At 68.6% G+C, this 23,617-nt stretch carries 26 protein-coding genes; 9 read left to right on the top strand and 17 right to left on the bottom strand.

All coding sequences use genetic code 11. The features are described 5' to 3' along the window. Positions 1 to 11 precede the first annotated feature (11 nt). Entirely contained in the window at positions 12 to 914 is a 903-nt protein-coding gene (locus tag ACODT0_RS13250) for a 4-hydroxy-tetrahydrodipicolinate synthase family protein (RefSeq protein ID WP_489041470.1), read from the top strand. Here the strand turns inward: ACODT0_RS13250 and ACODT0_RS13245 are convergent. From ACODT0_RS13245 to ACODT0_RS13215, 7 genes are all read right to left on the bottom strand, one after another. Then, positions 901 to 1,152 carry a MoaD/ThiS family protein gene (locus ACODT0_RS13245; protein ID WP_057595854.1) on the bottom strand — a complete coding sequence of 84 codons (252 nt, stop codon included), beginning with the start codon at positions 1,150 to 1,152 and terminating at the stop codon, positions 901 to 903. The genes ACODT0_RS13250 and ACODT0_RS13245 overlap by 14 nt on opposite strands. A 5-nt stretch (positions 1,153 to 1,157) precedes the next feature. Beyond that, on the bottom strand, positions 1,158 to 2,456 hold the full coding sequence (locus ACODT0_RS13240) for a molybdopterin molybdotransferase MoeA (RefSeq protein ID WP_057595855.1): 1,299 nt from the start codon (positions 2,454 to 2,456) through the stop codon (positions 1,158 to 1,160). Next, positions 2,449 to 2,988 (bottom strand): molybdopterin-guanine dinucleotide biosynthesis protein B, encoded by a 540-nt coding sequence (gene mobB / locus ACODT0_RS13235; RefSeq protein WP_057595856.1) that lies wholly within the window; start codon positions 2,986 to 2,988, stop codon positions 2,449 to 2,451. The genes ACODT0_RS13240 and mobB overlap by 8 nt, the downstream gene beginning before the upstream one ends. An 81-nt stretch (positions 2,989 to 3,069) precedes the next feature. After that, positions 3,070 to 4,485 carry a threonine synthase gene (gene thrC, locus ACODT0_RS13230; RefSeq protein ID WP_489041469.1) on the bottom strand — a complete coding sequence of 472 codons (1,416 nt, stop codon included), beginning with the start codon at positions 4,483 to 4,485 and terminating at the stop codon, positions 3,070 to 3,072. Beyond that, complete coding sequence (locus ACODT0_RS13225; RefSeq protein WP_489041468.1) at positions 4,482 to 5,804, bottom strand: homoserine dehydrogenase; 1,323 nt, start codon at positions 5,802 to 5,804, stop codon at positions 4,482 to 4,484. The genes thrC and ACODT0_RS13225 overlap by 4 nt, the downstream gene beginning before the upstream one ends. A gap of 14 nt (positions 5,805 to 5,818) precedes the next feature. Further along, a complete protein-coding gene (locus ACODT0_RS13220) occupies positions 5,819 to 6,856 on the bottom strand; it encodes a DUF1176 domain-containing protein (RefSeq protein ID WP_489041467.1) in 1,038 nt (345 codons plus the stop codon). Beyond that, on the bottom strand, positions 6,853 to 8,085 hold the full coding sequence (locus ACODT0_RS13215; protein ID WP_296741431.1) for a pyridoxal phosphate-dependent aminotransferase: 1,233 nt from the start codon (positions 8,083 to 8,085) through the stop codon (positions 6,853 to 6,855). Before ACODT0_RS13215 ends, ACODT0_RS13220 begins: the two co-directional genes overlap by 4 nt. 134 nt (positions 8,086 to 8,219) lie before the next feature. Here ACODT0_RS13215 and ACODT0_RS13210 point away from each other — a divergent pair, with 134 nt between their 5' ends. From ACODT0_RS13210 to ACODT0_RS13180, 7 genes are all read left to right on the top strand, one after another. Beyond that, the gene (locus tag ACODT0_RS13210; protein WP_057595861.1) at positions 8,220 to 8,603 is read left to right on the top strand and encodes an Mth938-like domain-containing protein; all 384 of its coding nucleotides are present in this window, start codon (positions 8,220 to 8,222) and stop codon (positions 8,601 to 8,603) included. A 200-nt stretch (positions 8,604 to 8,803) separates the two neighbouring features. After that, positions 8,804 to 9,280, top strand: a complete 477-nt coding sequence (locus ACODT0_RS13205) for a peroxiredoxin (RefSeq protein ID WP_057595862.1) — start codon at positions 8,804 to 8,806, stop codon at positions 9,278 to 9,280. Between the two features lie 236 nt (positions 9,281 to 9,516). Continuing rightward, complete coding sequence (locus ACODT0_RS13200) at positions 9,517 to 11,295, top strand: PhoH family protein (RefSeq protein WP_261213570.1); 1,779 nt, start codon at positions 9,517 to 9,519, stop codon at positions 11,293 to 11,295. A gap of 150 nt (positions 11,296 to 11,445) precedes the next feature. After that, the gene (locus tag ACODT0_RS13195; protein ID WP_489041466.1) at positions 11,446 to 11,817 is read left to right on the top strand and encodes a VOC family protein; all 372 of its coding nucleotides are present in this window, start codon (positions 11,446 to 11,448) and stop codon (positions 11,815 to 11,817) included. A gap of 6 nt (positions 11,818 to 11,823) precedes the next feature. After that, positions 11,824 to 12,273: an EVE domain-containing protein gene (locus ACODT0_RS13190; protein ID WP_057595978.1), complete on the top strand. Its 450-nt coding sequence runs from the start codon at positions 11,824 to 11,826 to the stop codon at positions 12,271 to 12,273. Positions 12,274 to 12,313: 40 nt separating this feature from the next. Continuing rightward, positions 12,314 to 12,763 (top strand): GyrI-like domain-containing protein, encoded by a 450-nt coding sequence (locus ACODT0_RS13185; protein WP_172705654.1) that lies wholly within the window; start codon positions 12,314 to 12,316, stop codon positions 12,761 to 12,763. A 22-nt stretch (positions 12,764 to 12,785) separates the two neighbouring features. Continuing rightward, positions 12,786 to 13,562, top strand: a complete 777-nt coding sequence (locus ACODT0_RS13180; protein ID WP_489041465.1) for a helix-turn-helix transcriptional regulator — start codon at positions 12,786 to 12,788, stop codon at positions 13,560 to 13,562. A gap of 10 nt (positions 13,563 to 13,572) precedes the next feature. On the opposite strand, the gene dnaB is transcribed toward ACODT0_RS13180, so the two are convergent. From dnaB to ppsA, 7 genes are all read right to left on the bottom strand, one after another. Then, a complete protein-coding gene (gene dnaB, locus ACODT0_RS13175) occupies positions 13,573 to 14,970 on the bottom strand; it encodes a replicative DNA helicase (RefSeq protein ID WP_057595981.1) in 1,398 nt (465 codons plus the stop codon). A 178-nt stretch (positions 14,971 to 15,148) separates the two neighbouring features. Continuing rightward, positions 15,149 to 15,601 (bottom strand): 50S ribosomal protein L9, encoded by a 453-nt coding sequence (gene rplI, locus ACODT0_RS13170; RefSeq protein WP_057595982.1) that lies wholly within the window; start codon positions 15,599 to 15,601, stop codon positions 15,149 to 15,151. Between the two features lie 14 nt (positions 15,602 to 15,615). After that, positions 15,616 to 15,897: a 30S ribosomal protein S18 gene (gene rpsR, locus ACODT0_RS13165; RefSeq protein WP_007830781.1), complete on the bottom strand. Its 282-nt coding sequence runs from the start codon at positions 15,895 to 15,897 to the stop codon at positions 15,616 to 15,618. 21 nt (positions 15,898 to 15,918) lie between these two features. After that, positions 15,919 to 16,236: a primosomal replication protein N gene (gene priB / locus ACODT0_RS13160; protein ID WP_489041464.1), complete on the bottom strand. Its 318-nt coding sequence runs from the start codon at positions 16,234 to 16,236 to the stop codon at positions 15,919 to 15,921. Between the two features lie 7 nt (positions 16,237 to 16,243). Further along, on the bottom strand, positions 16,244 to 16,624 hold the full coding sequence (gene rpsF, locus ACODT0_RS13155; protein WP_057595983.1) for a 30S ribosomal protein S6: 381 nt from the start codon (positions 16,622 to 16,624) through the stop codon (positions 16,244 to 16,246). A gap of 157 nt (positions 16,625 to 16,781) precedes the next feature. Further along, the gene (locus ACODT0_RS13150) at positions 16,782 to 17,240 is read right to left on the bottom strand and encodes a hypothetical protein (protein WP_489041463.1); all 459 of its coding nucleotides are present in this window, start codon (positions 17,238 to 17,240) and stop codon (positions 16,782 to 16,784) included. Between the two features lie 191 nt (positions 17,241 to 17,431). Further along, positions 17,432 to 19,825, bottom strand: coding sequence for a phosphoenolpyruvate synthase (gene ppsA, locus ACODT0_RS13145; protein ID WP_057595985.1), 2,394 nt, complete (start codon positions 19,823 to 19,825; stop codon positions 17,432 to 17,434). A gap of 194 nt (positions 19,826 to 20,019) precedes the next feature. On the opposite strand from ppsA, the gene ppsR reads away from it, so the two are divergent. After that, positions 20,020 to 20,841: a posphoenolpyruvate synthetase regulatory kinase/phosphorylase PpsR gene (gene ppsR / locus ACODT0_RS13140; RefSeq protein ID WP_057595986.1), complete on the top strand. Its 822-nt coding sequence runs from the start codon at positions 20,020 to 20,022 to the stop codon at positions 20,839 to 20,841. Positions 20,842 to 20,860: 19 nt separating this feature from the next. Here ppsR and ACODT0_RS13135 read toward each other — a convergent pair whose 3' ends face one another. From ACODT0_RS13135 to ACODT0_RS13125, 3 genes are read right to left on the bottom strand one after another with little or no spacing between them, the layout of a single operon-like run. Beyond that, positions 20,861 to 21,670, bottom strand: a complete 810-nt coding sequence (locus ACODT0_RS13135) for a heme ABC transporter ATP-binding protein (RefSeq protein ID WP_489041462.1) — start codon at positions 21,668 to 21,670, stop codon at positions 20,861 to 20,863. Beyond that, positions 21,667 to 22,707 carry a FecCD family ABC transporter permease gene (locus ACODT0_RS13130; protein WP_489041461.1) on the bottom strand — a complete coding sequence of 347 codons (1,041 nt, stop codon included), beginning with the start codon at positions 22,705 to 22,707 and terminating at the stop codon, positions 21,667 to 21,669. The genes ACODT0_RS13135 and ACODT0_RS13130 overlap by 4 nt, the downstream gene beginning before the upstream one ends. Further along, positions 22,704 to 23,606, bottom strand: coding sequence for a heme/hemin ABC transporter substrate-binding protein (locus ACODT0_RS13125; protein ID WP_489041460.1), 903 nt, complete (start codon positions 23,604 to 23,606; stop codon positions 22,704 to 22,706). Before ACODT0_RS13125 ends, ACODT0_RS13130 begins: the two co-directional genes overlap by 4 nt. Between the last annotated feature and the right edge of the window lie 11 nt (positions 23,607 to 23,617).

Genomic DNA, 23,617 nt, shown 5'->3' with positions numbered 1-23,617 from the left:
AGGACGCCCGCGTGCCCGCCAACCATTCCTCCTCCGCCACTGCCGCTCCCGATTTCTCGGGCCTGTGGATTCCCCTCGTGACGCCGTTTCGCGACGGCGCGCTCGACCATGCGGCGCTGGCCGCGCTCACGCGCCGCCTGGCCGCCGATGGCGTGGCCGGCTTCGTGGTCTGCGGCTCCACCGGCGAGGCCGCGGCGCTCGACGAGGCCGAGCAGCTCGCCGCGCTCGACACGGTGGCCGAGGCCGCGGGCGGCCTGCCGCTGGTCATGGGCCTCTCGGGCTACCACCTGGGCAAGACCACGGCCTGGGTGCGCCGGCTCGCGCAGCGCCCGCTCGCGGGCCTGCTGGTGCCGGCGCCGCACTACATCCGGCCCTCGCAGGCCGGCCTGCTCGAATGGTTCGGCGCCATCGCCGAGGCCAGCGCCGCGCCGCTGCTGATCTACGACATCCCCTACCGCACCGGCGCCACGATCGCGCGCGACACCCTGCTGACGCTGGCCGCCAACCCGCGCATCCGCGGCATCAAGGACTGCGGCGGCGACGCGGGCAAGACCCGCGCCGTGATCGCCGACGGCCGGCTGCAGGTGCTCGCGGGCGAGGACGGCCAGATCTTCGGCACCGTGGCCGAGGGCGGCGTGGGCGCGATCGCGGCCAGCGGCCACGTGCAGACGGCGCGCTTCGTGCGGCTGATCGCGCTGCTGCGCGAGGGCCAGCTGGCCGAGGCGCGCGCGCTGTGGCAGCCGCTGCAGCCGCTCATCGAGGGCCTGTTCGCGGAGGCCAATCCGGGCCCGCTGAAGGCCCTGCTGGCGCACCAGGGCGCGCTGCGCGACGAGTTGCGCTCGCCGATGACGCGCGCCTCGGACGCGCTGCGCGAGCGCCTGGTGGCGCTCGACGCGGCCCTCAGCCGCCCGTGACGGGCGGGAAGAACGCGACCTCGCAGCCTTCGTGCGGGGCCGCGGCCTCGTCGCTCATGGTGTGGTCGAGCGCCATGCGCAGCGCGCGGCCGCGCGCGAGCACCGTGGCGTAGGCGCCGCCGCGCGCGATCAGCTCGTCGCGCAGCGCGGCCAGCGTGGGCGCCGCGGTGTCGATGGTTTCGTCGCTCTTGCCGAGCGCTTCGCGCACCGAGGCGAAATAACGGAGATGGACCTTCATGCGCGTCAGGACAGCAGGGCTGCGAGGGGAATGAATTCGACCGGATCGCCGGCCCGGATGGTCTGGCCCGAGGGGTTGTCGACCAGCCCGTCGCCCCAGACCATCGAGGTCAGCACGCCCGAGCTCTGGTTGCCAAACAGGTCGAGCCCGCCCTGGGCATTGCGGCGCGCGCGCAGGAACTCGCGGCGCTTGTCGGCGCGCGGCCAGTCGAAATCGGCGCGCATGCGCACCGGCTCGGGCGTGACCCGGCTGGCGCCCTGCAGGGTCAGCAGGAAGGGCCGCACCAGCATCAGGAAGGTCAGGAAGCTCGACACCGGGTTGCCGGGCAGCCCGGTGACGTGGCAGTGGCCCTGCGCGTCGCCCCGGCCCGAGCGCGGGATCGAACCGTAGGCGAAGGGCTTGCCGGGCTTCATCGAGAGCGACCAGAGATCGATCTCGCCGAGCGCCTGCAGCGCGGCGCGGATGTGGTCCTCCTCGCCGACCGACACGCCGCCGGTGGTGATGATCAGGTCGTTATGCTCGGCCGCCTCGCGCAGCGCCTCGACAGTGGCCTCGCGCCGGTCGGGCACGATGCCGAGGTCGTGCACCTCGCAGCCCAGCCGGTGCAGCAGCGCGCGCATGAAGAAGCGGTTGGAGTTGTAGATCGCGCCGGGCTTCATCGCCGCGGGCGCGACCTCGCCGGGCATCACGAGTTCGTCGCCGGTGGACAGCAGCGCCACGCGCGGCTTGCGCGCCACCGGCAGCCGGTCGAAGCCGATGCTGGCCGCCAGCCCCAGCGCGGCGGGCGTGAGGCGCTCGCCCTTGCGCAGCACCACGTCGCCGGACGCCACGTCCTCGCCGGCGCGGCGGATCCACTGGCCGGCCGCGGGCACGATCTCGACGCGCACGCTGCCCAGGCCGCCCTCCTCCGCGATGGCGGCGGTGTCTTCCTGCATCACGACCGCGTCGGCGCCCTCGGGAATCTGCGCGCCGGTGAAGATCCGTGCCGCGGTGCCGGGCAGGAGCGGCGTGCCGACCGTGCCGGCGGGAATGCGCTGCGCCACCTTCAGCAGCGCACCGGGCGCGGCGCAGTCGGCCACGCGCAGCGCGTAACCGTCCATCGCGCTGTTGTCGCGCGGCGGCACGGTGAGGCCGGCCACGAGATCCTCGGCCAGCACGCGGCCGTCGGCATCGAAGGTGCTGACCAGCTCGGACGGCAGCGCCGGCCGGGCCTTGGCGAGCAATTGGGCGATCGCGTCGTCGAGCGGCAGCAGCGGCGGCCGGCGCGAGGAGGCGGCGAAGGGAACAGCGGGAGAGTCAGCCATGGTGCTCGGGGTTGTAGTCGAAGCGCTCGCCGCTGTCGACCAGCCAGCGCGCGATGGCCTCGGCGTCGTCGAGGTCGAACACCGGCCGCTCGGTGGGCACCGGCAGCGCGCCCTTGGCGGCGATCGCGACGACGAAGGGATCCTCGGGATAGAGCGAGGGCCGCGGCGCCTCGTCCTGCGCGGTGGGGCGCCAGACCTCGATCTTGAGCAGGTCGCTGTGGCGGAAGCCCTCGACCAGCACCCAGTCGGCGCCGCTGTAGAGCTCGGCGATCAGCTGGTGCACGTCGAGCTCGACCGGCGTCTCGAACTCGCGCATCAGCGCCAGCCGCCGGTCGGAGGCGACCACCACCTCGAAGGCACCGGCCTCGCGGTGGCGCCAGGTGTCCTTGCCTGGGTGGTCGATGTCGAACTTGTGGTGCGCGTGCTTGACCACCGACACGCGCAGTCCGGCGCGCTTGAGCACGGGAATCAGCCGCTCGACCAGCGTGGTCTTGCCGGCGCCCGAGTAACCGGCGAAGCCGACCACTTTCATCCGATGTCTCCGATGCTATTCAGGGGATAGCTTTGAATACCGAGCGGGGCGGCCGCTCGGCCACCCTTTCGTGTCGATCGCTCAGTCGCAGTGTTCAGCGATGTAGGCCTTCACCGCTTCGGCATCGGCCGGCAGCTTGACCACGCGCTTGGGCAGCGCCTCGATGCCCTCGAACTTCGCGGGCCGCGCGGGCTCCTCGCCCAGGGCCTCGACCAGCGTGGCCGCGAACTTGATCGGCAGCGCGGTCTCGAGCACCACCATCGGCACGCCCGGCGCCAGGTGCGCGCGCGCGGCCTTGAGGCCGTCGGCGGTGTGCGGGTCGACCAGCGTGGCGAAGCGCTTCTCGGTGTCGCGGATGGTCGCGAGGCGGTCGGCGTGCGTGCTGCGGCCGCTGCGGAAGCCGAAGCGCGACGCGGCCTGCGCGAAGGCGGGATCGGCGCTCAGGTCGAAGAAGCCCTGGCGGTTCAGGTCGTCGACGAACAGGCGGCGCAGCTTGTCGCTGTCGCGGCCGACCAGGTCGAACACGAAGCGCTCGAAGTTGCTGGCCTTGCTGATGTCCATCGACGGGCTGGAGGTCTCGTGCGTGTCGACGGCGCCGCGCACGCGGTACACGCCGGTGCGGAAGAACTCGTCGAGCACGTCGTTCTCGTTGGTGGCGACCACCAGCGTGTGGATCGGCAGGCCCATCGAACGCGCCACGTGGCCCGCGCAGACGTTGCCGAAGTTGCCCGAGGGCACGGTGAAGCTCACGGGCTTGTCGTTGCTCGCGGTGGCCTGGAAGTAGCCGGCGAAGTAGTAGACGACCTGCGCCAGCAGGCGCGCCCAGTTGATCGAGTTGACCGTGCCGATGCGGTACTTGCGCTTGAACGCCAGGTCGTTCGACACCGCCTTGACGATGTCCTGGCAGTCGTCGAACACGCCGGTGATGGCGATGTTGTGGATGTTCGCGTCCTGCAGGCTGAACATCTGCGCCTGCTGGAACGGGCTCATGCGGCCGTCGGGCGAGGTCATGAAGACGCGCACGCCCTTCTTGCCGCGCATGGCGTACTCGGCCGCGCTGCCGGTGTCGCCGCTGGTGGCGCCCAGGATGTTGAGTTCGGCGCCGCGGCGGGCGAGCTCGTACTCGAACAGGTTGCCCAGCAGCTGCATCGCCATGTCCTTGAAGGCCAGCGTGGGGCCGTTGGACAGGGCTTCGAGGTAGACGCCGTCCTCGAGCTCGCGCAGCGGCACGATCTCGTCGCTGCCGAAGACCTCGGCGGTGTAGGTCTTCGCGCAGAGCGCCTTCAGGTCGGCCGGCGGAATGTCGTCGATGTAGAGCGACAGGATCTCGAAGGCCAGCTCGGCATAGGACAGCGAACGCCACTTCGCGAGCGTGGCGGCATCAACCTGCGGATAGCGCTCGGGCAGGTAGAGGCCGCCGTCGGGCGCGAGGCCCTCGAGCAGGATTTCGCAGAAGCGCTTGCGGTCGGGATGGCCGCGGGTGCTCAGGTAGTTCACTTCAACTCTTCCTTGCGGATCCGCACGATGGGCTCGAGCACCGTCGGCAGCGCCTGCAGCTCGGCCATGACTTCGTCGACCGTGCCTTCGCGCGCGTCGTGCGTGAGGATGATCAGGTCGGTCTGGGTCGAGCCCTCGCCGCCGACCTCGTCGGCTTCGCGCTGCAGCACGGCGTCGATGCTGATGCCGGCGGTCGCGAGCAGGCCCGTGACCTTGGCCAGCACGCCGGCCTGGTCGGCCACGCGCAGGCGCAGGTAGTAGCTGGTGACCACCTCGGCCATCGGCAGCACCTGCAGGTCGCTCAACGCATCGGGATGGAAGGCCAGGTGCGGCACGCGGTGCGCGGCATCGGCCGTGTGCAGGCGCGTGATGTCGACCAGGTCGGCGATCACCGCGCTCGCGGTGGGCTCGCTGCCCGCGCCCTTGCCGTAGTAGAGCGTGGTGCCGACGGCATCGCCGTGCACCACCACGGCGTTCATCGCGCCCTCGACGTTGGCCAGCAGGCGCTTGCTCGGCACCAGCGAGGGATGCACGCGCAGCTCGATGCCCTTGGCCGTGCGCCTGGTGACGCCCAGCAGCTTGATGCGGTAGCCGAGCTGCTCGGCGTACTTGATGTCCTGCGCGGCCAGCTTGGTGATGCCCTCGATGTGGGCCTTGTCGAACTGCACCGGGATGCCGAAGGCCAGCGCGCTCATCAGCGTGACCTTGTGGCCGGCGTCGACGCCCTCGATGTCGAAGGTGGGATCGGCTTCGGCGTAGCCCAGGCGCTGCGCTTCCTTGAGCACGGTCGCGAAGTCCAGGCCCTTGTCGCGCATCTCCGAGAGGATGAAGTTGGTGGTGCCGTTGATGATGCCGGCCAGCCACTGGATGCTGTTGGCCGTGAGGCCTTCGCGCAGCGCCTTGATGATCGGGATGCCGCCGGCCACCGCGGCCTCGAAGGCCACCATCACGCCCTTGGCATGCGCGGCCGCGAAGATCTCGGTGCCGTGCACCGCGAGCAGTGCCTTGTTGGCCGTGACCACATGCTTGCCGGCCGCGATGGCCTCGAGCACGAGTTGCTTCGCGATGCCGTAGCCGCCGATCAGCTCGATCACGATGTCGATGTCGGGATTGGCGATGACCTCGCGCGCGTCGCCGACCACCTTGACGCCGTCGCCGGCCACTTCGCGGGCGCGCGCGGTGTCGAGGTCGGCCACCATGGTGATCTCGATGCCGCGGCCGGCGCGGCGCTTGATTTCCTCCTGGTTGCGCTGGAGCACCTTGAAGGTACCGCTGCCGACCGTGCCTGCGCCGAGCAGGCCTACTTGGATGGGTTTCATAGGGAGAGTCGCGTTCATGGTTTGGATGGGGTGGTGGACGGCGCGGCGCTCACGACGCGGCTGACGTAGCGCGGCAGCGACCAGGCGCCGCCGGCGAAGCCGCGGCACATCTGGTCGCTCTCGGCGGCCGTGCGCACGAAGCCCTGACCGTCGAAATGCCAGGTCTCGCTGGACCAGCAGTCGCCGATGCCGCGGCCCTTGAAGCTGGAGGTGATGCTGGCGTCCTTGTCGTCGTACTCGCCGTTGGCCTCGAGCGCGACCGGCGCATAGGGCGGCTTGTCGTTGGCGAGCCATTGCAGGCTGGAGTAGTTGTAGGCACCCATGCCGCAGCCCAGCGACAGCAGCACCCTGGAGCCGGTGAGGCGATGCACCTCGAGCGACTTCGGGTCGACCTTGTCGCTGTTGTTGCAGTACTCGATGGCCTTCTTGAGGTCGAGCGAGGGAAAGATCCGCGCGGCCAGCGCATCGTCGCCCGGCTTCGGCTTCGCGGGCTGGACCGCGCGCACGACCGGCGCGGGCACGGCCGCTGGCACCGTCGATTCGGCCTTGCCGCCGGGGCGCACCAGCGCGCCGGGGGTGTCGATACGACCCTGGGCCTCGTCCATCTTGAGCAGCACGGCGTTCAGGCCCGAGAGCGAGAGCTGCCATTCGCGGCCGCCGCCGGCCGTGAGCCTGGCGCTGTCGGCCTTGAGCAGCTCGGGCAGCACGGTGCGGATCTGGGCGGCGTCGAGGCTCGGGGCATCGTTTTTCAGGCCCGGCACCACGGCCTTGCCGACCGTCAGGCGCAGCGGACCCTTGACGTCGTCGGCGCCGATCTGCAGGTCGATCTCGAGCGCGGTGCCCGGCCCGGCGGCACGCGTGATGCGCATCGAGACCGGTTCGTTGGCGCCGGTCTCGGACTGGTAACCGGCCGCGCGGCAGGTGCGCGTGTTGTCGCAGGCCAGTTCCCAGTCGTTGTGCGTGAAGGACACCGGCGCCTTGGCGGCGAGCCCGGCGGCCGAGGCGGACAACGCGGCGAGCGACAGGGCCGCGGCGGCGCAGGCGGCTTTCATGACTCCGTCTTGCGGCGCAGGCGGTACTGCTCCAGGAACTTCGCGATGCGGTTGATCGCCTCGCGCAGGTCGTCCTCGTGGGGCAGGAACACGATCCGGAAGTGGTCGGGCGTGGCCCAGTTGAAGCCGGTGCCCTGCACCAGCATCACGCGGGTTTCCTTCAGCAGCTCGAGGAAGAACTGGCGGTCGTCCGCGATCGGGTAGACCTTCGGGTCGAGCTTCGGGAACATGTAGAGCGCGGCGCTGGGCTTGACGCAGCTCACGCCGGGGATCGCGGTGATCAGCTCGTAGGCCAGGTCGCGCTGGCGGCGCAGCCGGCCGCCCTCGCCCACCAGTTCGTTGATGCTCTGGTAGCCGCCGAGCGCGGTCTGGATCGCCCACTGGCCGGGCACGTTGGCGCACAGCCGCATGTTCGAGAGCATGTTCAGGCCCTCGATGTAGTCGCGCGCGGCGCGCTTGTCGCCCGACACCACGAGCCAGCCGGCGCGGTAGCCGCAGGAACGGTAGCTCTTGGACAGCGAGTTGAAGGTCAGCGTGAGCACGTCGGTCGACAGGCTGGCGATCGCCGTGTGCTTGACGTCGTCGTAGAGCACCTTGTCGTAGACCTCGTCGGCGAAGATCACGAGGCCGTGCTCCCGCGCGATCTCGACGATGCTCTTGAGCAGCGCGTCGGAATACAGCGCGCCGGTGGGGTTGTTCGGGTTGATGACCACGATGCCCTTGGTGCGCGGCGTGATCTTGGCGCGGATGTCCGCCAGGTCGGGCATCCAGCCGTTGGCCTCGTCGCACAGGTAGTGCACCGGCGTGCCGCCCGACAGGCTGGTGGAGGCGGTCCACAGCGGATAGTCGGGGGCCGGCAGCAGCAGCTCGTCGCCGTCGTCGAGCAGCGCGTTGGTCGACATGGCGATCAGCTCGCTGGCGCCGTTGCCCAGGTAGATATCGTCGAGGGTGACGCCCGTGATGCCCTGCTTCTGCGTCTCGTGCATCACCGCCTTGCGCGCGGCGAAGACGCCCTTGCTGTCCGAATAGCCGGCCGAGGTGGGCAGGTTGCGGATCATGTCCTGCTGGATTTCCTCGGGCGCATCGAAGCCGAACACGGCGAGATTGCCGATGTTGAGCTTGATGATCTTCTGGCCGTCCTCCTCCATCTGCTTCGCCGCGTCCATGATCGGACCGCGAATGTCATAGAGCACGTTGGCCAGCTTGGCCGATTTCTTGAGCTGCTTCAAAGGGCCCTCCCGGGCGCGGTTCATGCAAGAAAGTTGCGAAGACTGCGGGAAACGCCGTGCGGCCCGCAAAGGCCCTGGCGAGCCTCGTGTCACTAGGGAAAACCTATAATTTGACCACAGTTCCCAGTGCCCCGATGAAGCTCCAGCCCGACAAATCCGACACCCAGACCCTCACCGCGCACGGCCCGGGCTGGGTCGCGATCAACAACGAAAAGGTCGAGGGCAGCGTGGTCGTCGGCTCGCGCGGCGAGCGCTTCGAATGGAACTGCAGCCGCTTCGACGAACTGGGCCCCGAGCACTTCGCCCAGCTGGCCGCGCTGGGCGCCGAACTGATCATCTTCGGCAGCGGGGGGCGCATCCGCTTCCCGCAGCCCGCCTGGATCAAGCCCCTGATGGCCCAGCGCACCGGCGTGGAGACCATGGACACCCCCGCGGCCTGCCGCACCTACAACATCCTGGCCGGCGAAGGCCGGCACGTGGTCGCTGCCCTGCTGGTCGAGCGGCCCGAGGGTGGCTGAGAGAGGGGTTTTCGGGGTAAAATCTCGGGTTGCGAACCGCCTGGCGCGCTCCTTTTGGGGCCTACCGGGCACCCAGAGTTAGCAACGACCAATCTTCCATCAACCGAGGACCCGAGATTTTGGCGAGCGGCACCGAAAGGCGCCTTGCGCTCGACACAGGCAGGCTCGGGTAGTGGAAACAAACGGAGAAAACAAGTTTCATGGCGATCGTTGTCAACAAACCCATTCCCGAATTCGACGCCAACGCCACCGGTGGCCTCAAGGTCTCGAATACTTCGCACCTCGGCCACGTCCTGGTCCTGTATTTTTACCCGAAAGATAACACTCCGGGGTGCACGACCGAAGCCATGCAATTCCGCGATCGCTACAAGGACTTCGAAAAGGCCGGTGCCACGGTGTTCGGCGTCTCGCGCGACAACATGAAGTCGCACGACGAATTCAAGGCCAAGCTCGAACTGCCGTTCGAACTGATCGCCGACACCGAAGAGAAGATGTGCCACATGTTCGGCGTGGTCAAGAACAAGATCATGTACGGCAAGAAGGTCAAGGGCATCGAGCGCAGCACCTTCCTGATCGGCGCCGACGGCATCCTGAAGGCCGAATGGCGCGGCCTCAAGGTGCCGGGCCACGTCGACGAAGTCCTCAAGGCCGTCAAGACCCTGAAGAAGCCGGCCTGAGGCTTCCGGGCCTGCCCGATCGAAGGTTTCAGCCGCGTGTCAGGCGTGCGCAATTGCGCTCTCGCGTGGGGAATGTCCAACGAACGGCGTAAAGTGGCGCCGACGCCCCAGAGGCGGTGTGCATAATGGCCGCATGCTGTTGAGCTCCACGACCGCATCCTCCGAACAAAGCCGCCTGGGTCTACAGGCGGCTTTTTCGTTTTCTGGTACCCACTTTTTTGCGAGCGACCTGACACATGCCACTGCCCCCCGCCCCCACGAAACGTGCCGCTTTGCTTTCTCCGGACGCGCTTGACGCGCCCGCCCGTTCTTCGCACAGGGGGTCCCGCCGGTCCGGCGACGCGCGCGCCGAGACCGAGGCGCCGAGCGGACCGCAAGCGCTGGAGCTGTTCGACCGGCATTCGGCCGAAGTCCCCGGTGGCGGCCTCGAGACCGCGCCGGCACCCGCCGCCCGCCCCCGTCGCAAACCCCGGTCGACGCCCGCCGCCGCCCCGGCGCCGCAGCAGCAGCAAGCCCTGACGCGTTCGGCGCCGGCCGAAGCCCCGCGTGCCGAAGCTCCCGCGCCGCAACCGGCACCGAAGCCCAAGCGCAGCCGCTCGAGCGGCCCCGCCAAGCTCTTCGTGCTCGACACCAACGTGCTGCTGCACGATCCGATGTGCCTGTTCCGCTTCGAGGAACACGACATCTACCTGCCGATGATCGTGCTCGAGGAGCTCGACGGCCACAAGAAGGGCACGACCGAGGTCGCGCGCAACGGCCGCCAGACCAGCCGCACGCTCGACGCGCTGGCCGCCGCGCAGGACGCCGACATCGCCAAGGGCCTGAAGCTCGACACCACCGGCCACCGCGAAGCCGGGGGCAAGCTGTTCTTCCAGACCGATCCGCTCGATTACGCGCTGCCGCTGAGCCTGCCGCAGGGCAAGGCCGACAACCAGATCCTCGGCGTGGTGCATGCGCTGCGCGACTTCTACGCCAAGGAGTCGCCCGATCGCGCGAAGCGCGAGGTGGTGCTGGTGTCGAAGGACATCAACATGCGCGTCAAGGCGCGCGCGCTGGGCCTGGACGCCGAGGACTACCAGAACGACAAGACACTCGAAGACGGCGACCTGCTCTATTCGGGCTCGCTCGCCCTGCCGCCCGACTTCTGGACCCGCCAGAGCAAGACGGTGGAGAGCTGGCAGAGCGGCAGCAGCACCTTCTACCGCGTCAGCGGCCCGATCGTGCCGAACATGTACATCAACCAGTTCGTGTATTTCGAGGCGCCCGGCGAGCCGAGCATGTACGCGCGCGTCACCGAGATCCGCGAGAAGACCGCGGTGCTCAAGACGCTCAAGGACTACAGCTCGGGCAAGAACGCGGTGTGGGGCGTGAACACGCGCAACCGCGAGCAGAACTTCGCGATGAACCTGCTGATGGACCCCGAGATCGACTTCGTCACGCTGACCGGCACGGCCGGCACCGGCAAGACGCTGATGGCGCTGGCCTCGGGCCTCACGCAGGTGCTCGACGACCGCCGCTACACCGAGATCATCATGACGCGCGCCACCGTGAGCGTGGGCGAGGACATCGGCTTCCTGCCCGGCACCGAGGAAGAGAAGATGGGCCCCTGGATGGGCGCGCTCGACGACAACCTCGAGTTCCTGGCCAAGGGCGACGGCGGCGGTGCCGGCGAATGGGGGCGCGCCGCCACCAACGAGCTGATCCGCAGCCGCATCAAGGTCAAGAGCATGAACTTCATGCGCGGGCGCACCTTCCTCAACAAGTACGTGATCATCGACGAGGCGCAGAACCTCACGCCCAAGCAGATGAAGACGCTGATCACGCGCGCGGGTCCGGGCACCAAGATCATCTGCATGGGCAACCTCGCGCAGATCGACACGCCCTACCTCACCGAAGGCTCATCGGGCCTGACCTTCGCGGTCGACAAGTTCAAGGGCTGGCCGCACGGTGGCCACATCACGCTGGCGCGCGGCGAACGCTCGCGACTGGCCGATTTCGCGAGCGACGTGCTTTAACGCGCCGCCGCGCCAACCTCGGGCCCGCGCCCGCTCCCCGGAGCAGCGCGGGCTTTTCTTCGTCCCGCGATGACAGGCTCCTGACAAGACGTTGTCAGGAGCCGGTCCGCACCATCGAGGCTCCTCAACACCCATGAAAGAGAGCCCCTCATGACCAACGCCATCAGCTGGTTCGAGATCCCCGTCATCGACCTGGACCGTGCCCAGGCCTTCTACGAAACCGTGCTCGACCGCAAGCTGCGCCGCGAAAATCTCGGCGGCGGCGCGCTGGCCGTGTTCCCTTACGACAATCCCGCGACCGGCGGCGCCCTGCAAGCCGGCGCGAAGGGCGCGGCGAATGCGGGCACCGGCATCCGCATCTACCTGGATTGCATGCCCAGCATCGACGCCGTGCTGTCGCGCATCGAAGCGGCCGGCGGACAGATCGTGGCGCCCAAGTCGGCGCTGCCGCCCGGCATGGGCTTCATTGCCCACCTGCGTGACACCGAAGGCAACGAAGTCGGCCTGCACGCCCTCGCCTGAAGCGCCATGCCGCAGCGCAACTGGATTGCGGTCGCGAGCGCCGAGCATGCCCGGCGCGGACGCGACCACCGACCGCTGGGCTTCATGCAGACCTGCCACGGCAAGCCGGGCCCGCTCCGGCGGGTCGGCGCGGGCGATCGCGTGGCCTACTATTCGCCGGCCACGGTGTTCGGCGGCACGGACAGGCTGCAGAGCTTCGTGTCGATCGGCATCGTGCAGCCTGGCGAGGCCTACGAGTTCGACATGGGCGGCGGCTTCGTGCCCTGGCGCCGCGACGTGCGCTATGCCGACGCGCTGGAGACACCGATCGCGCCGATGATCGAACGCCTCGCCTTCATCGAGAACCCGAAGCAATGGGGCTACAAGTTCCGCTTCGGCCTGTTCGACGTCGGCGATGCCGACATGGCACTGATCGCACGCAGCATGAAGGCGGACCTGAAAACGCTGGCCCTCTGAACGACGAGAACCGAGATCACCTCTGCAGGAGAAGAACACCATGGAACCCGAGCGACTCCACCACGACGCCTTCCGGGTCGCGGGCCTCACGGTCCGCACCACCAACCGCGAAGAGAGCAACCCCGCGACCGCCCGCATCGGCGCGCTGTGGGGACGCTTCTTCGGCGAGCAGACCTACGAAGCCACGCCCCATCGCACGGGCGACACGCGCATCTTCGGTGTCTATTCCGCCTACGAATCCGATGCCCACGGCCCCTTCGACCTGAGCGTGGGCGTGGCCGTCTCGGGCGGCGCGGACAGCGTGGCCATCGAGGCCGGCGACTACCTGGTCTTCACCGGCCAGGGCGAGATGCCGCAGATGGTGATCGCCACCTGGCAGCGCATCTGGCAGTATTTCGAGGCGCACCCGGAGATCGCGCGCCGCTACCGCAGCGATTTCGAAGCCTACGAGGGGCCGGACAAGGTAGAGATCCACATCGGAGTGGCATGAGCATCCCGAAGAGCGAGCGCTGATGCGCCGCGCCGATCGCCTGTTCCAGATCGTCCAGCTGATCCGTGGCCGGCGCCTGACCACGGCCGCCTTCCTGGCCGAACGGCTCGAGGTCTCGGAGCGCACGGTCTACCGCGACATCGCCGACCTGCAGCACCAGGGCGTGCCGATCGAGGGCGAGGCCGGCGTGGGCTACCGGCTCGGCGCGGGCTTCGAACTGCCGCCCTTGATGTTCACCCAGGACGAGGCCTCGGCGCTGGTGGCCGCGGCCCGGCTCGCGCAGAGCTGGGTCGACCCGGCGATGGCGCGCGACATCGAGACCGGGCTGGGCAAGATCCTCTCGGTGCTGCCGCCCTCGGCGCGCGTGTCGGCCGAGGCGCTGGCGCTCTACGCGCCCGCGCTGGGCCTGAGCGACCTGCTGCGCGAGCGGCTGCAGACGCTGCGCGAAGCGGTGCAGTCGCGCCACAAGCTGCACCTGGTCTACCGCGACGTGGCGGGCGAACCCAGCGAGCGCACGGTACGGCCGCTGGGCTGCTTCTACTGGGGGAAGGTCTGGACGCTGTCGACCTGGTGCGAGCTGCGCGAGGACTTCCGCGGTTTTCGCATCGACCGCATCGACGCGGTCGAGGTGCTGGCCGAGCGCTTTCGCGACGAACCCGGCAAGACGATGGCCGACATGCTGCGCCAGGTGAAAGCCGAGGCCGCCGAGGCCAGGCGGCTGCAGAAGCGCTGGCCCGAGGGCGCGCCGACCGCGTCCGATGCGGGCGTCGCGCTCGCGCGCTCCACCGAACCGCGTTGAAGACGCGAGTTCAGAAGTCGTCGCTGCCCATCGCCAGGTTCTCGAACTTGGTGAGGGGCTTGAGGAAGGCCAGCTTGACGGTGCCCGTGGGGCCGTTCCGGTGCTTGCTGATGATCACCTCGGCCACGCCCGGCTCCTTCGACTCCTTGTTGTAGTAGTCGTCGCGGTAGATGAACATGATGATGTCCGCGTCCTGCTCGATGGCGCCCGATTCGCGCAGGTCGCTCATCATGGGACGCTTGTCGGTGCGGCTCTCGACGCCGCGGCTGAGCTGCGACAGCGCGATCACCGGGCACTTGAGCTCCTTGGCCAGCATCTTCAGGCCGCGCGAGATTTCGCCCACGGCCGTGGCCCGGTTCTCGTCGCCCGACATGCTGGTCGACATCAGCTGCAGGTAGTCGACCACGATCAGGCCGAGGCGGCCGTACTGGCGCGCCAGCCGGCGCGCGTTGGCGCGCAGCTCGCTGGTCGACAGGCCCGGCGTCTCGTCGATGTGCAGCGACACGGTGCGCAGCTTCTCGATGGCTTCGGTCAGGCGCGGCCATTCCTCGTCGGTGAGCTTGCCGGTGCGCAGGTGGCCCTGGTCGATGCGGCCGATCGAGCCGACGATACGCACCGCGAGCTGGGAGGCACCCATTTCCATCGAGAACACCGCCACCGGCAGCCCCTCGTTGAGCGCCACGTGCTCGGCGATGTTGATCGCCAGCGAGGTCTTCCCCATCGAGGGGCGCGCGGCCAGCACGATCATGTCGCCGGGCTGCAGGCCCGAGGTCATCTTGTCGAACTCGTAGAAGCCGGTGCGAACGCCCGTGATGTCGTTCGGGTTGTCGGCCATCTCGGTCACGCGGTCGAGCAGCTCGACCACCAGGGAATCCATGCTCTGGAAACCCTGCTTCATCCGCGTGCCTTCCTCGCCGATGTTGAAGATCTTCTGCTCGGCCTCGTCGAGGATCTTGTCGACCGTCTTGCCCTGCGGATTGAAGGCGTTGGTCGCGATCTCGTCGCTGGCCGAGACCAGCTTGCGCAGGATCGAGCGCTCGCGAACGATCTCGGCGTAGCGCCGGATGTTGCTCGCGCTCGGCACGTACTGCGCGAGCGAGTTCAGGTAGACCAGCCCGCCGCTCTCGTCGGCCTTGCCGAGCGTCTGCAGCTGCTCGTAGACCGTGATCACGTCGGCCGGCTTGCTGCCGTTGATCAGGCCGCCGATGGCGGCAAAGATCAGCTTGTGCTCATGGCGGTAGAAGTCGCCGTCGACCAGCAGGTCACCCATGCGGTCCCAGGCCGTGTTGTCGAGCAGCAGGCCGCCCAGCACGCTCGATTCGGCCTCGATCGAATGCGGCGGGATGCGCAGCTGCGCGACCTGGCGGTCGGAGGGATCGTTGTCGGCGTAGGAAAAGACGGCGGACATGGGCTTCCTTGCAACCCTCCATGCTAAGCCGCGCACCCCGCGGCGTCACGTGGACAAGGTTGTGAATAACAGGTGAACTTCCGGTGCAGCCGGCGGGACAACTTCCGCTGGCGGGCACAAAAAACAAAAGCCGCCCGAGGGCGGCTTCTGGCAGCGCATCAAGGACGCGCCGAAACGATCAGGCGGTTTCGCCGTAGACCGTCACGTTGATGTCGACCACCACGTCGGTGTGCAGCGAGACGCTGACGGTGGTGTCGCCCACGGTCTTGATCGGGCCGTTCGGCAGGCGAACCTGCGACTTCGCGACCTTGTAACCTTGCTTGCCCAGTTCTTCAGCGATGTCGCTGTTGGTGACCGAGCCGAACAGGCGGCCGTCGACGCCAGCCTTCTGCGTCAGCTTGACGGTCGTGCCGGAGAGCTTTTCGCCCTGGGCTTGCGACTCGGCCAGCTTGGCGGCGGCGGCCTTCTCGAGTTCGGCGCGCTTGGCTTCGAACTCGGCCTTGTTGGCGGCGGTGGCGCGGCGGGCGCGGCCCGACGGGATCAGGAAGTTGCGGGCGTAACCGTCCTTGACCTTGACGATTTCACCGAGGGTGCCGAGGTTGATGACCTTGTCCAGAAGAATGACTTGCATGCTGTGTCTCCTTCTTAGACGCGGTGCTGGTCGCTGTACGGGACCATGGCGAGGAAGCGGGCGCGCTTGATCGCGGTGTTGAGCTGACGCTGGTAGATCGCGCGGGTGCCGGTCAGGCGGGCCGGGATGATCTTGCCGTTTTCGCTGATGAAGTCACGCAGCGTGTCGATGTCCTTGTAGTCGATTTCCTCGACGCCAGCGACGGTGAAGCGGCAGAAACGCTTGCGCTTGAACAGCAGCGACTGGGTGTTGCGCTTCGGGCGCTTGTCTTTGTTGAATTTCTTGAACGTGGCCATGGAGGGACCTCTTGTCGAAAATTAATCTTGCTGAAAATCCTGGATGTGCAGGACCGGGAGCTTGCCGTTGGCCGGTGTCGAGAGGAACCCCTGGAATCGCCAGAGACTTCCCATCGACTGCTTTGCGAGCCGCTCGGCGATGGCGCCGAAGGCAACGGCCTTGAGGGCCGTCTTCACCTGCCTGGACTGTCCCGCCACCTGAAGGGTCGACTCGTGTTCGAGCTTCAGGTCGATGGCGGGCAAGCCGGCCGGGGTGAATCGCAAGGTACCGAGTTCGGCAACATGGGCGGACAGCAGAAGCTGGTTGACCCCGGTTGCCGCCGCAACGGCAGCACTCACGCCGACATCAGTTGTTGTTGTTGGCGGCGGCGTATTCGGCCTGCTGAGCCTTGCGGGCTTCTTCGCGCTCGACCGTCTTCATCATCGACGAAGGACCGGTGTCGGCCTTCTTCTTCTGAACGGTCAGGTGGCGCAGCACGGCGTCGTTGAACTTGAAGGCGTGTTCCAGTTCGCTCATCACGGCCTGTTCGGCTTCGATGTTGACGCACAGGTAGTGCGCCTTGTTGAGCTTGTTGATCTGGTAGGCCAGTTGACGACGGCCCCAGTCCTCGACGCGGTGGATCTTGCCGCCGCCGGTCGTGATCAGGCCCTTGTAACGCTCCAGCATGGCCGGAACTTGCTCGCTTTGATCCGGGTGGATCAGCAGGATGATTTCGTAGTGACGCATGGCACTCCTTGTGGGTTTCTCCCCCGGCAGACCGGAAGAAGGGGTTGAAGCCACCCGCAGCGTCGGCGCGGTGTGGCAAGGCAAAGCCGGCTATTGTAGCCATAACTTCGGGAAAACGCCAAATCGGGTGCCGGCACGGCACCGACGACGGGCGGGTTCAGTCGTAGAGCGCCCGGTCCAGCGGCTCGGCTTTCTCGGGCCCGACCGCCGCGCGGATCTTCGGCGCCAGCGCCACGAGGTCCTCGTAGCCCCCTGCCGCTTCGACCTGCAGGTTGAGCCGCACCCCCTTGAGCCCGAGGCTGGCCGTGAGCCGCGTGGCGATGGGATAGGCGTCGGTGTAGCGCTGCTGGCTGCTGCGGCCGGAAGACGCCTTGGGCGCCACCTCGGCGGAATCCGCCGCCGGCGCCTCCGCCGCGGCGCCGCCTGGCGGACTCAGCAGGCCCAGCGACACCATCTGGTCGATGTCCTCGCGCGCGATGCCCGCGCCAGCGGCGATCACGTCGTCGACCGAACGCTTGCCGTCGAACAGGATGAAAGCGGTGCGCTGCCGCGGCGACAGCGGGACCGAGCGGTCCTTGAGGACCTGCTGGCCGGCCTCCGTCTTGACAAGAATCATGCGTGTCTCCCGACGGAATGCCGGCCGACCGCCGCCGCGAGCGGGATCGCCGCACGCCACGGAAGCTTGGGTCGATCACCGCCGCCTCGTGATGAATGTCACGAGTCTGACACCGGAAACGCCAATCCAAGAGATTGACACCAGCCTGACACGGGAATCCCCGCATGGGGATTCCCGCAGGTCGCGCCGGCTCAGCGCTGGGCGAGCTGCTGCCAGGTGTCGATCACGCTGTCGGGATTGAGCGAGATCGACTCGATGCCCTGCTCCGCCAGCCACAGCGCGAAGTCGGGATGGTCCGACGGGCCCTGGCCGCAGATGCCGACGTACTTGCCCTTGTCCTTGCAGGCCTTGATGGCGCGGCTCAGCATGGCTTTCACGGCCGGGTCGCGCTCGTCGAAGTCGGCCGCCAGCAGCTCGAGGCCCGAATCGCGGTCCAGGCCCAAGGTGAGCTGGGTCAGGTCGTTCGAGCCGATCGAGAAGCCGTCGAAGTACTCGAGGAACTCGTCGGCCAGGATGGCGTTGCTCGGCACCTCGCACATCATGATCAGCTTGAGATCGTTGTCGCCGCGCTTGAGGCCGTACTTGGCCAGCAGGCCGGTCACGCGCTCGGCCTGGCCCAGCGTGCGCACGAAGGGCACCATGATCTGCACGTTGGTCAGGCCCATGTCGTTGCGCACGCGCTTGAGCGCCTCGCATTCCATGGCGAAGGCCTGGCCGAAGTCCTCGCTGAGGTAGCGCGCCGCGCCGCGGAAGCCCAGCATCGGGTTCTCTTCCTCGGGCTCGTAGCGGCTGCCGCCGATCAGCTTGCGGTACTCGTTCGACTTGAAGTCCGACAGGCGCACGATCACCTTCTTGGGCCAGAAGGCCGCGGCGATGGTGGCGATGCCCTCGGCCACCTTGTCGACGTAGAAGGCGCGCGGCGAGGCATGGCCGCGGGCCACCGACTCGACGGCCTTCTTGAGGTCGTTGTCGACGTTCGGGTAGTCGAGGATCGCCTTCGGGTGCACGCCGATGTTGTTGTTGATGATGAACTCGAGCCGCGCGAGGCCCACGCCGTGGTTGGGCAGTTGCGCGAAGTCGAAGGCCAGCTGCGGGTTGCCGACGTTCATCATCAGCTGGATGTCGATCTCGGGCATCACGCCGCGCTGGACCTCGGTGACCTCGGTCTCGAGCAGGCCGTCGTAGATGTAGCCGGTGTCGCCCTCGGCGCAGCTCACGGTGACCAGGGTGCCGTCCTTCAGCAGGTCGGTGGCGTCGCCGCAACCGACCACGGCCGGGATGCCCAGCTCGCGCGCGATGATGGCCGCGTGGCAGGTGCGCCCGCCGCGGTTGGTGACGATGGCCGCGGCGCGCTTCATCACCGGCTCCCAGTTCGGGTCGGTCATGTCGGTGACCAGCACGTCGCCGGCCTGCACCTTGTCCATCTCGCTGATGCTGTGGACCAGCCGCACCGGGCCGGTGCCGATCTTCTGGCCGATCGCGCGGCCTTCCGCCAGCACGGCGCCGCGGCCCAGCAGCTTGAAGCGCTGCTCGGCCTTGCCCTGCTGCTGGCTCTTCACGGTCTCGGGACGGGCCTGCAGGATGTAGATCTGGCCGTCGGTGCCGTCCTTGCCCCATTCGATGTCCATCGGGCGGCCGTAGTGCTGCTCGATCACCAGCGCGTACTTGGCGAGCTGCTCGACCTCGTCGTCGGTCAGCGAATAGCGGTTGCGCTGCTCGGCCTTCACGTCGGTGGTCTTGACCAGCTTGCCCGAGGCCTTCTTCTCCTCGGGCGTGGCGAACTCCATCTGGATCAGCTTGGAGCCCAGGTTGCGGCGGATCACCGCGCGCTTGCCGGCACTCAGGGTGGGCTTGTGGACGTAGAACTCGTCGGGGTTCACGGCACCCTGCACCACGGTCTCGCCCAGGCCGTAGCTCGAGGTGATGAACACCACGTCCTCGAAGCCCGACTCGGTGTCGATGGTGAACATCACGCCGGCCGCGCCGAGGTCGGAGCGCACCATGCGCTGCACGCCGGCCGACAGCGCCACCACGTCGTGGGCGAAGCCCTTGTGCACGCGGTAGCTGATGGCGCGGTCGTTGTAGAGGGAGGCGAACACCTCCTTCATCTTGTGCAGCACGTCCTCGATGCCGACGACGTTCAGGAAGGTTTCCTGCTGGCCGGCGAAGGAGGCGTCGGGTAGGTCTTCGGCGGTGGCCGAGGAACGCACGGCGAACGAGGCCTGCGGGTTGCCGGCGCTCAGGGCGGCGAAGGCATCGCGGATGGCCTTCTCGAGGTCAGCCGGGAAGGGCTGGGCCTCGACCATGGCGCGAATCTCGGCGCCGGCGGTGGCCAGCGCGCGCACGTCCTCGGTGTCGAGCGCGGCCAGGCGCTTGCTGATCTTGTCGGCCAGGCCGTCGTGGGCCAGGAACTGGCGGAAGCCATGGGCGGTGGTCGCGAAGCCCGTGGGCACGCGCACGCCCTGGGGCAGCTGCGAGATCATCTCGCCGAGGCTGGCGTTCTTGCCGCCAACCGCCTCGACGTCGGTCATTCTCAGGTTTTCAAACGGTACGACCAGGGCGGTCGCGTCGAAAAGTGCAGACATGGGAAAGCTCCAGAAGTTGAAACCTGCTGCATTCCATGCGGACGGCGCGGCACGATCGTTGTCGTTGCTCTGGGTGCGGACGCGGTGGGCATGGAAGGAAAGATACGGTGGGTGCCGAGGGGCGGAATCCCGATAATGGGGCGGATTGTAGGCGCGCCGGGGCCGCGCGCGTCGCAGGACAACACCGCCAGACCATGCACACACGAACTGTCTTCTTCGTTTCCGACGGCACGGGCATCACGGCCGAGACTTTCGGCAACGCCGTGCTCGCCCAGTTCGAGATGAAACCGCGCCACGTGCGGCTGCCCTTCACCGACACGGTCGACAAGGCCCACCAGGCGGTGCGGCAGATCAACCACACGGCCGAACTCGAGGGCGTGCGCCCGATCGTCTTCACCACGCTGGCCAACATGGACGTGCTGGAAGTGATCGAAACCGGCTGCAAGGGCATGCTGCTGGACATGTTCGGCACCTTCGTGCGCCCGCTCGAGATCGAGCTGGCGATGAAGTCCAACCACCGCATCGGCCGCTTCAGCGACGTCAGCAAGAGCAAGGAATACAACGACCGCATCGCCGCGATCGACTTCAGCCTGCAGCACGACGACGGCCAGAGCAACCGCGACCTGCAGGGCGCCGACGTCATCCTGGTGGGCGTGAGCCGCAGCGGCAAGACGCCCACCTCGCTCTACCTGGCGATGCAGCATGGCCTGAAGGCGGCCAACTACCCGCTGATTCCGGAAGACTTCGACCGCCGCCAGCTGCCGCCGGCGCTCATGCCGCACCGCAAGAAGATCTTCGGCCTGACCATCCAGCCCGAGCGGCTCAGCGAGATCCGCAACGAGCGCCGGCCGAATTCGCGCTACGCCAGCATCGAGAACTGCCGCCACGAGGTCAGCGAGGCCGAGGCCATGATGCGGCGCGCCGGCATCCGCTGGCTCTCGACCACCACCAAGTCGATCGAGGAGATCGCGACCACGATCCTGCAGGAGCTGCGGCCGGAGCGGCTGACCTACTGAGCGCCCCGGGCGGCGGCTCCTAACCGAACAGGTACTGCACCGTCCCGTCCGCGCCGACCACGCCCTGGCACGGCATGCGCCAGACCGCCTCGATCAGCGGCGGCGCCAGCACCTCGGCGGTCGGCCCCTGGCGCAGCCCGCCAGGGATATCCGGCACGCCCAGCACCACCACCTCGTCGGCATAGCGCCGCGCCAGGTTCAGGTCGTGCAGCACCACCACCACGCCGACGCCCTGTCCGGCCCAGCCGCGCAGCAGCCGCATCGCGGCATGCTGGTGGGCCAGGTCGAGCGCGGCCGTCGGCTCGTCGAGCAGCAGCCAGCGCGCGGCCCCGTCGGCGCGCGGATGCCACAGCTGCGCCAGTACCCGCGCCATGTGCACGCGCGCCTTCTCGCCGCCCGACAGCGTGTTGAGGACGCGCGGCGCGAGCGCCGACACGTCGGTCAGCGCCATGGCCGCGGCGACGATCGCGTCCTCGTCGGGCGCGGGCGCCAGCCGGTGCGGATAGCGGCCCAGCGCGACCACGTCGCGCGCGCTGAAGTCGAAGGCCACCGCGCTTTCCTGCGGCATCAGCGCGCGCCGCAGCGCGAGCGCCGGCATGCCGTGGGCGCGCAGCGGCCGGCCGTCGAGCAGCACCCGGCCCGCCGTGGGCTCGCGCTGTCCCGACAGCACCGACAGCAAGGTCGACTTGCCCGCGCCGTTGGGACCGAGGATCGCCGTCACCCGGCCGGGCGCCAGCTGCACCGAGGCCCGCGAGAGCAGCGCCTTGGCGCCGATGCGCACCTCGGCATCCTCGCAACGCAGCCCCTGGTTCAGGTCCGGCGCCTTCATATGCGCCCCCGGAAGTGCCGCAGCATCAGCAGGAACATCGGCACGCCGATGAAGGCCGTGAGCACGCCCAGCGGCAGCTCGGCCGGCGCCATCGCGGTGCGCGCCACCGTGTCGGCCACCAGCACCAGCGCCGCGCCCAGCAGCGCCGAGGCGGGCAGCACCACGCGGTGGTCGGGCCCGGCCACCATGCGCACCCAGTGCGGCGCGATCAGGCCGATGAAGCCGATGATCCCGGTGGTGGCCGTCACGGCGCCCACCGCCACCGCCGTGACGACGATGGCGCGCCGCTTGATGCGCTCCACGTCCACGCCCAGCAGCGCCGCCTGCGATTCGCCCAGCGCGATCGCGTTGAGCGGCGCGGCCAGCGAGGCGGCCGCCAAGCAGGCCAGCAGCACCGCCACGCCGACCAGGATCACCGCGCTCCAGCGCGCGCCGCCCAGGCTGCCGAGCAGCCAGAACTGCAGGCTGCGCAGCTGCTCGTCGGTGGCCATCACGCTGAGGAAGCCGAGCCCGGCGCCCGCCAGCGCATTGACCGCGATGCCCGCGAGCAGCATCAGCGCCATGCGCGTGCCGCCCTCGCTGCGCGACAGCGCGTAGATCAGCAAGGTGACCGAGAGGCCGCCGCCGAAGGCCATGACCACCAGCGTCCAGCTGCCGAGCGTGCGCGGCAGCAGCGGCATGAACCAGGCACCCAGCACGATGGTCACGCCGGCCGCCAGCGCGGCGCCGCTGCTGATGCCCACCAGGCCGGGATCGGCCAGCGGGTTGCGGAACAGCCCCTGCATCAGCGTGCCCGCCATGCCCAGGCCCGCGCCGGCCGCCACGCCGAGCACCAGGCGCGGCAGGCGGATGTTGAAGAACACCAGGTATTCGGGCGACTTGTCGGCCCCGGCGCCCTGCCCCAGCGAGGCCAGCACCTTCCACAGTTGCGGCAGGCTGATCGCGTAGGCGCCCGACACCGCGCCGAGCGCCAGCGCGACGGCGAGCAGCAGCGCGCAGCCGGCCAGCACGGCCCGCGGCGGGAAGCGCTGGTTCATGCCACCGCGGCCAAGAACCTCGGATGCAGCTCGGCGATCGCCGCCGGCATGCGCGGGCCGAAGCCCAGCAGCAGCAAGGCGTCGAGCGTGACCAGCGAGCGCTTCCTGAACGCCGGCGTGAGCGCCAGTTCGGGCCGCTGCCAGAAGCGCTCGACGCCGCCATGGGCCTCGATGCTCTGGTCGCTGGTCATGACGATGTCGGGCGCGGCCGTGGCCATGGCCTCGGCCGTCATCGGCCGGTAGCCCTCGAAGCCGCCGAGCGCATTGACGCCGCCCGCATAGCCGATCACCGCGTGCGCCGCGGTCTTCTCGCCCGACACCTGCGGGCTCGCGCTGTGCGAGAGCACGAACAGCACGCGCGGCTTGCGGCCCTGCGCGGCGGCCACGCGCTGCTGCACCTGGGCCCACTCGGCATCGAGCTTCACCTGCAGCGCGCGCGCCTGCGCCTCACGGGCCGCGGCGCGTCCCACCACCTGGATCTTGCGCTGCACCTCGCCCCAGCTGTGGTCGGCCTGCACGATCTCGACCTTGACGCCGGCCGAGCGCACCTGGTCGAGCACCACCGGCGGGCCCGACTCATCGGTGGCGATCACGGCATCGGGCTTGAGCGACAGCAGCCCCTCGGCCGAGAGCTGCCGCATGTAGCCGACCTTGGGCGTGCCGCGCGCCGCGGCCGGATAAAGGCTGGTGGTGTCGGTACCGACGAGCTGGCCTTCGGCGCCGAGCAGGTACACCACCTCGGTGATCGCGCCGCTCACGGTGATGAGCCGCGGCAGTTTCTTCGCCTCGGGCGACTGGGCGAACAAGGGCAGCGCGGCGGCGCCGAGCGAGGCAGCTGCGGCGAGGCGCAGTGCGTCGCGGCGGCGGACGAGGGAGGAGGAGATGCGTTCTTCGGTCATGGAGAAAAAAC

Source organism: Variovorax sp. FG153, assembly GCF_057809595.1.
The sequence above is the reverse complement of the archived record's forward strand: the minus strand, read 5'-3'. Positions and strand labels throughout refer to the sequence as shown.

Coding starts and splice junctions, on each gene's coding strand:
- ACODT0_RS13245 (WP_057595854.1), bottom strand. CDS start 1,152: ATGAAGGTCCATCTCCGTTATTTCGCCTCGGTGCGCGAAGCGCTCGGC.
- ACODT0_RS13240 (WP_057595855.1), bottom strand. CDS start 2,456: ATGGCTGACTCTCCCGCTGTTCCCTTCGCCGCCTCCTCGCGCCGGCCG.
- mobB (WP_057595856.1), bottom strand. CDS start 2,988: ATGAAAGTGGTCGGCTTCGCCGGTTACTCGGGCGCCGGCAAGACCACG.
- ACODT0_RS13225 (WP_489041468.1), bottom strand. CDS start 5,804: ATGAAACCCATCCAAGTAGGCCTGCTCGGCGCAGGCACGGTCGGCAGC.
- ACODT0_RS13220 (WP_489041467.1), bottom strand. CDS start 6,856: ATGAAAGCCGCCTGCGCCGCCGCGGCCCTGTCGCTCGCCGCGTTGTCC.
- ACODT0_RS13210 (WP_057595861.1), top strand. CDS start 8,220: ATGAAGCTCCAGCCCGACAAATCCGACACCCAGACCCTCACCGCGCAC.
- ACODT0_RS13205 (WP_057595862.1), top strand. CDS start 8,804: ATGGCGATCGTTGTCAACAAACCCATTCCCGAATTCGACGCCAACGCC.
- ACODT0_RS13200 (WP_261213570.1), top strand. CDS start 9,517: ATGCCACTGCCCCCCGCCCCCACGAAACGTGCCGCTTTGCTTTCTCCG.
- ACODT0_RS13195 (WP_489041466.1), top strand. CDS start 11,446: ATGACCAACGCCATCAGCTGGTTCGAGATCCCCGTCATCGACCTGGAC.
- ACODT0_RS13190 (WP_057595978.1), top strand. CDS start 11,824: ATGCCGCAGCGCAACTGGATTGCGGTCGCGAGCGCCGAGCATGCCCGG.
- ACODT0_RS13185 (WP_172705654.1), top strand. CDS start 12,314: ATGGAACCCGAGCGACTCCACCACGACGCCTTCCGGGTCGCGGGCCTC.
- ACODT0_RS13180 (WP_489041465.1), top strand. CDS start 12,786: ATGCGCCGCGCCGATCGCCTGTTCCAGATCGTCCAGCTGATCCGTGGC.
- dnaB (WP_057595981.1), bottom strand. CDS start 14,970: ATGTCCGCCGTCTTTTCCTACGCCGACAACGATCCCTCCGACCGCCAG.
- rplI (WP_057595982.1), bottom strand. CDS start 15,601: ATGCAAGTCATTCTTCTGGACAAGGTCATCAACCTCGGCACCCTCGGT.
- rpsR (WP_007830781.1), bottom strand. CDS start 15,897: ATGGCCACGTTCAAGAAATTCAACAAAGACAAGCGCCCGAAGCGCAAC.
- rpsF (WP_057595983.1), bottom strand. CDS start 16,624: ATGCGTCACTACGAAATCATCCTGCTGATCCACCCGGATCAAAGCGAG.
- ACODT0_RS13150 (WP_489041463.1), bottom strand. CDS start 17,240: ATGATTCTTGTCAAGACGGAGGCCGGCCAGCAGGTCCTCAAGGACCGC.
- ppsA (WP_057595985.1), bottom strand. CDS start 19,825: ATGTCTGCACTTTTCGACGCGACCGCCCTGGTCGTACCGTTTGAAAAC.
- ppsR (WP_057595986.1), top strand. CDS start 20,020: ATGCACACACGAACTGTCTTCTTCGTTTCCGACGGCACGGGCATCACG.
- ACODT0_RS13135 (WP_489041462.1), bottom strand. CDS start 21,670: ATGAAGGCGCCGGACCTGAACCAGGGGCTGCGTTGCGAGGATGCCGAG.
- ACODT0_RS13130 (WP_489041461.1), bottom strand. CDS start 22,707: ATGAACCAGCGCTTCCCGCCGCGGGCCGTGCTGGCCGGCTGCGCGCTG.
- ACODT0_RS13125 (WP_489041460.1), bottom strand. CDS start 23,606: ATGACCGAAGAACGCATCTCCTCCTCCCTCGTCCGCCGCCGCGACGCA.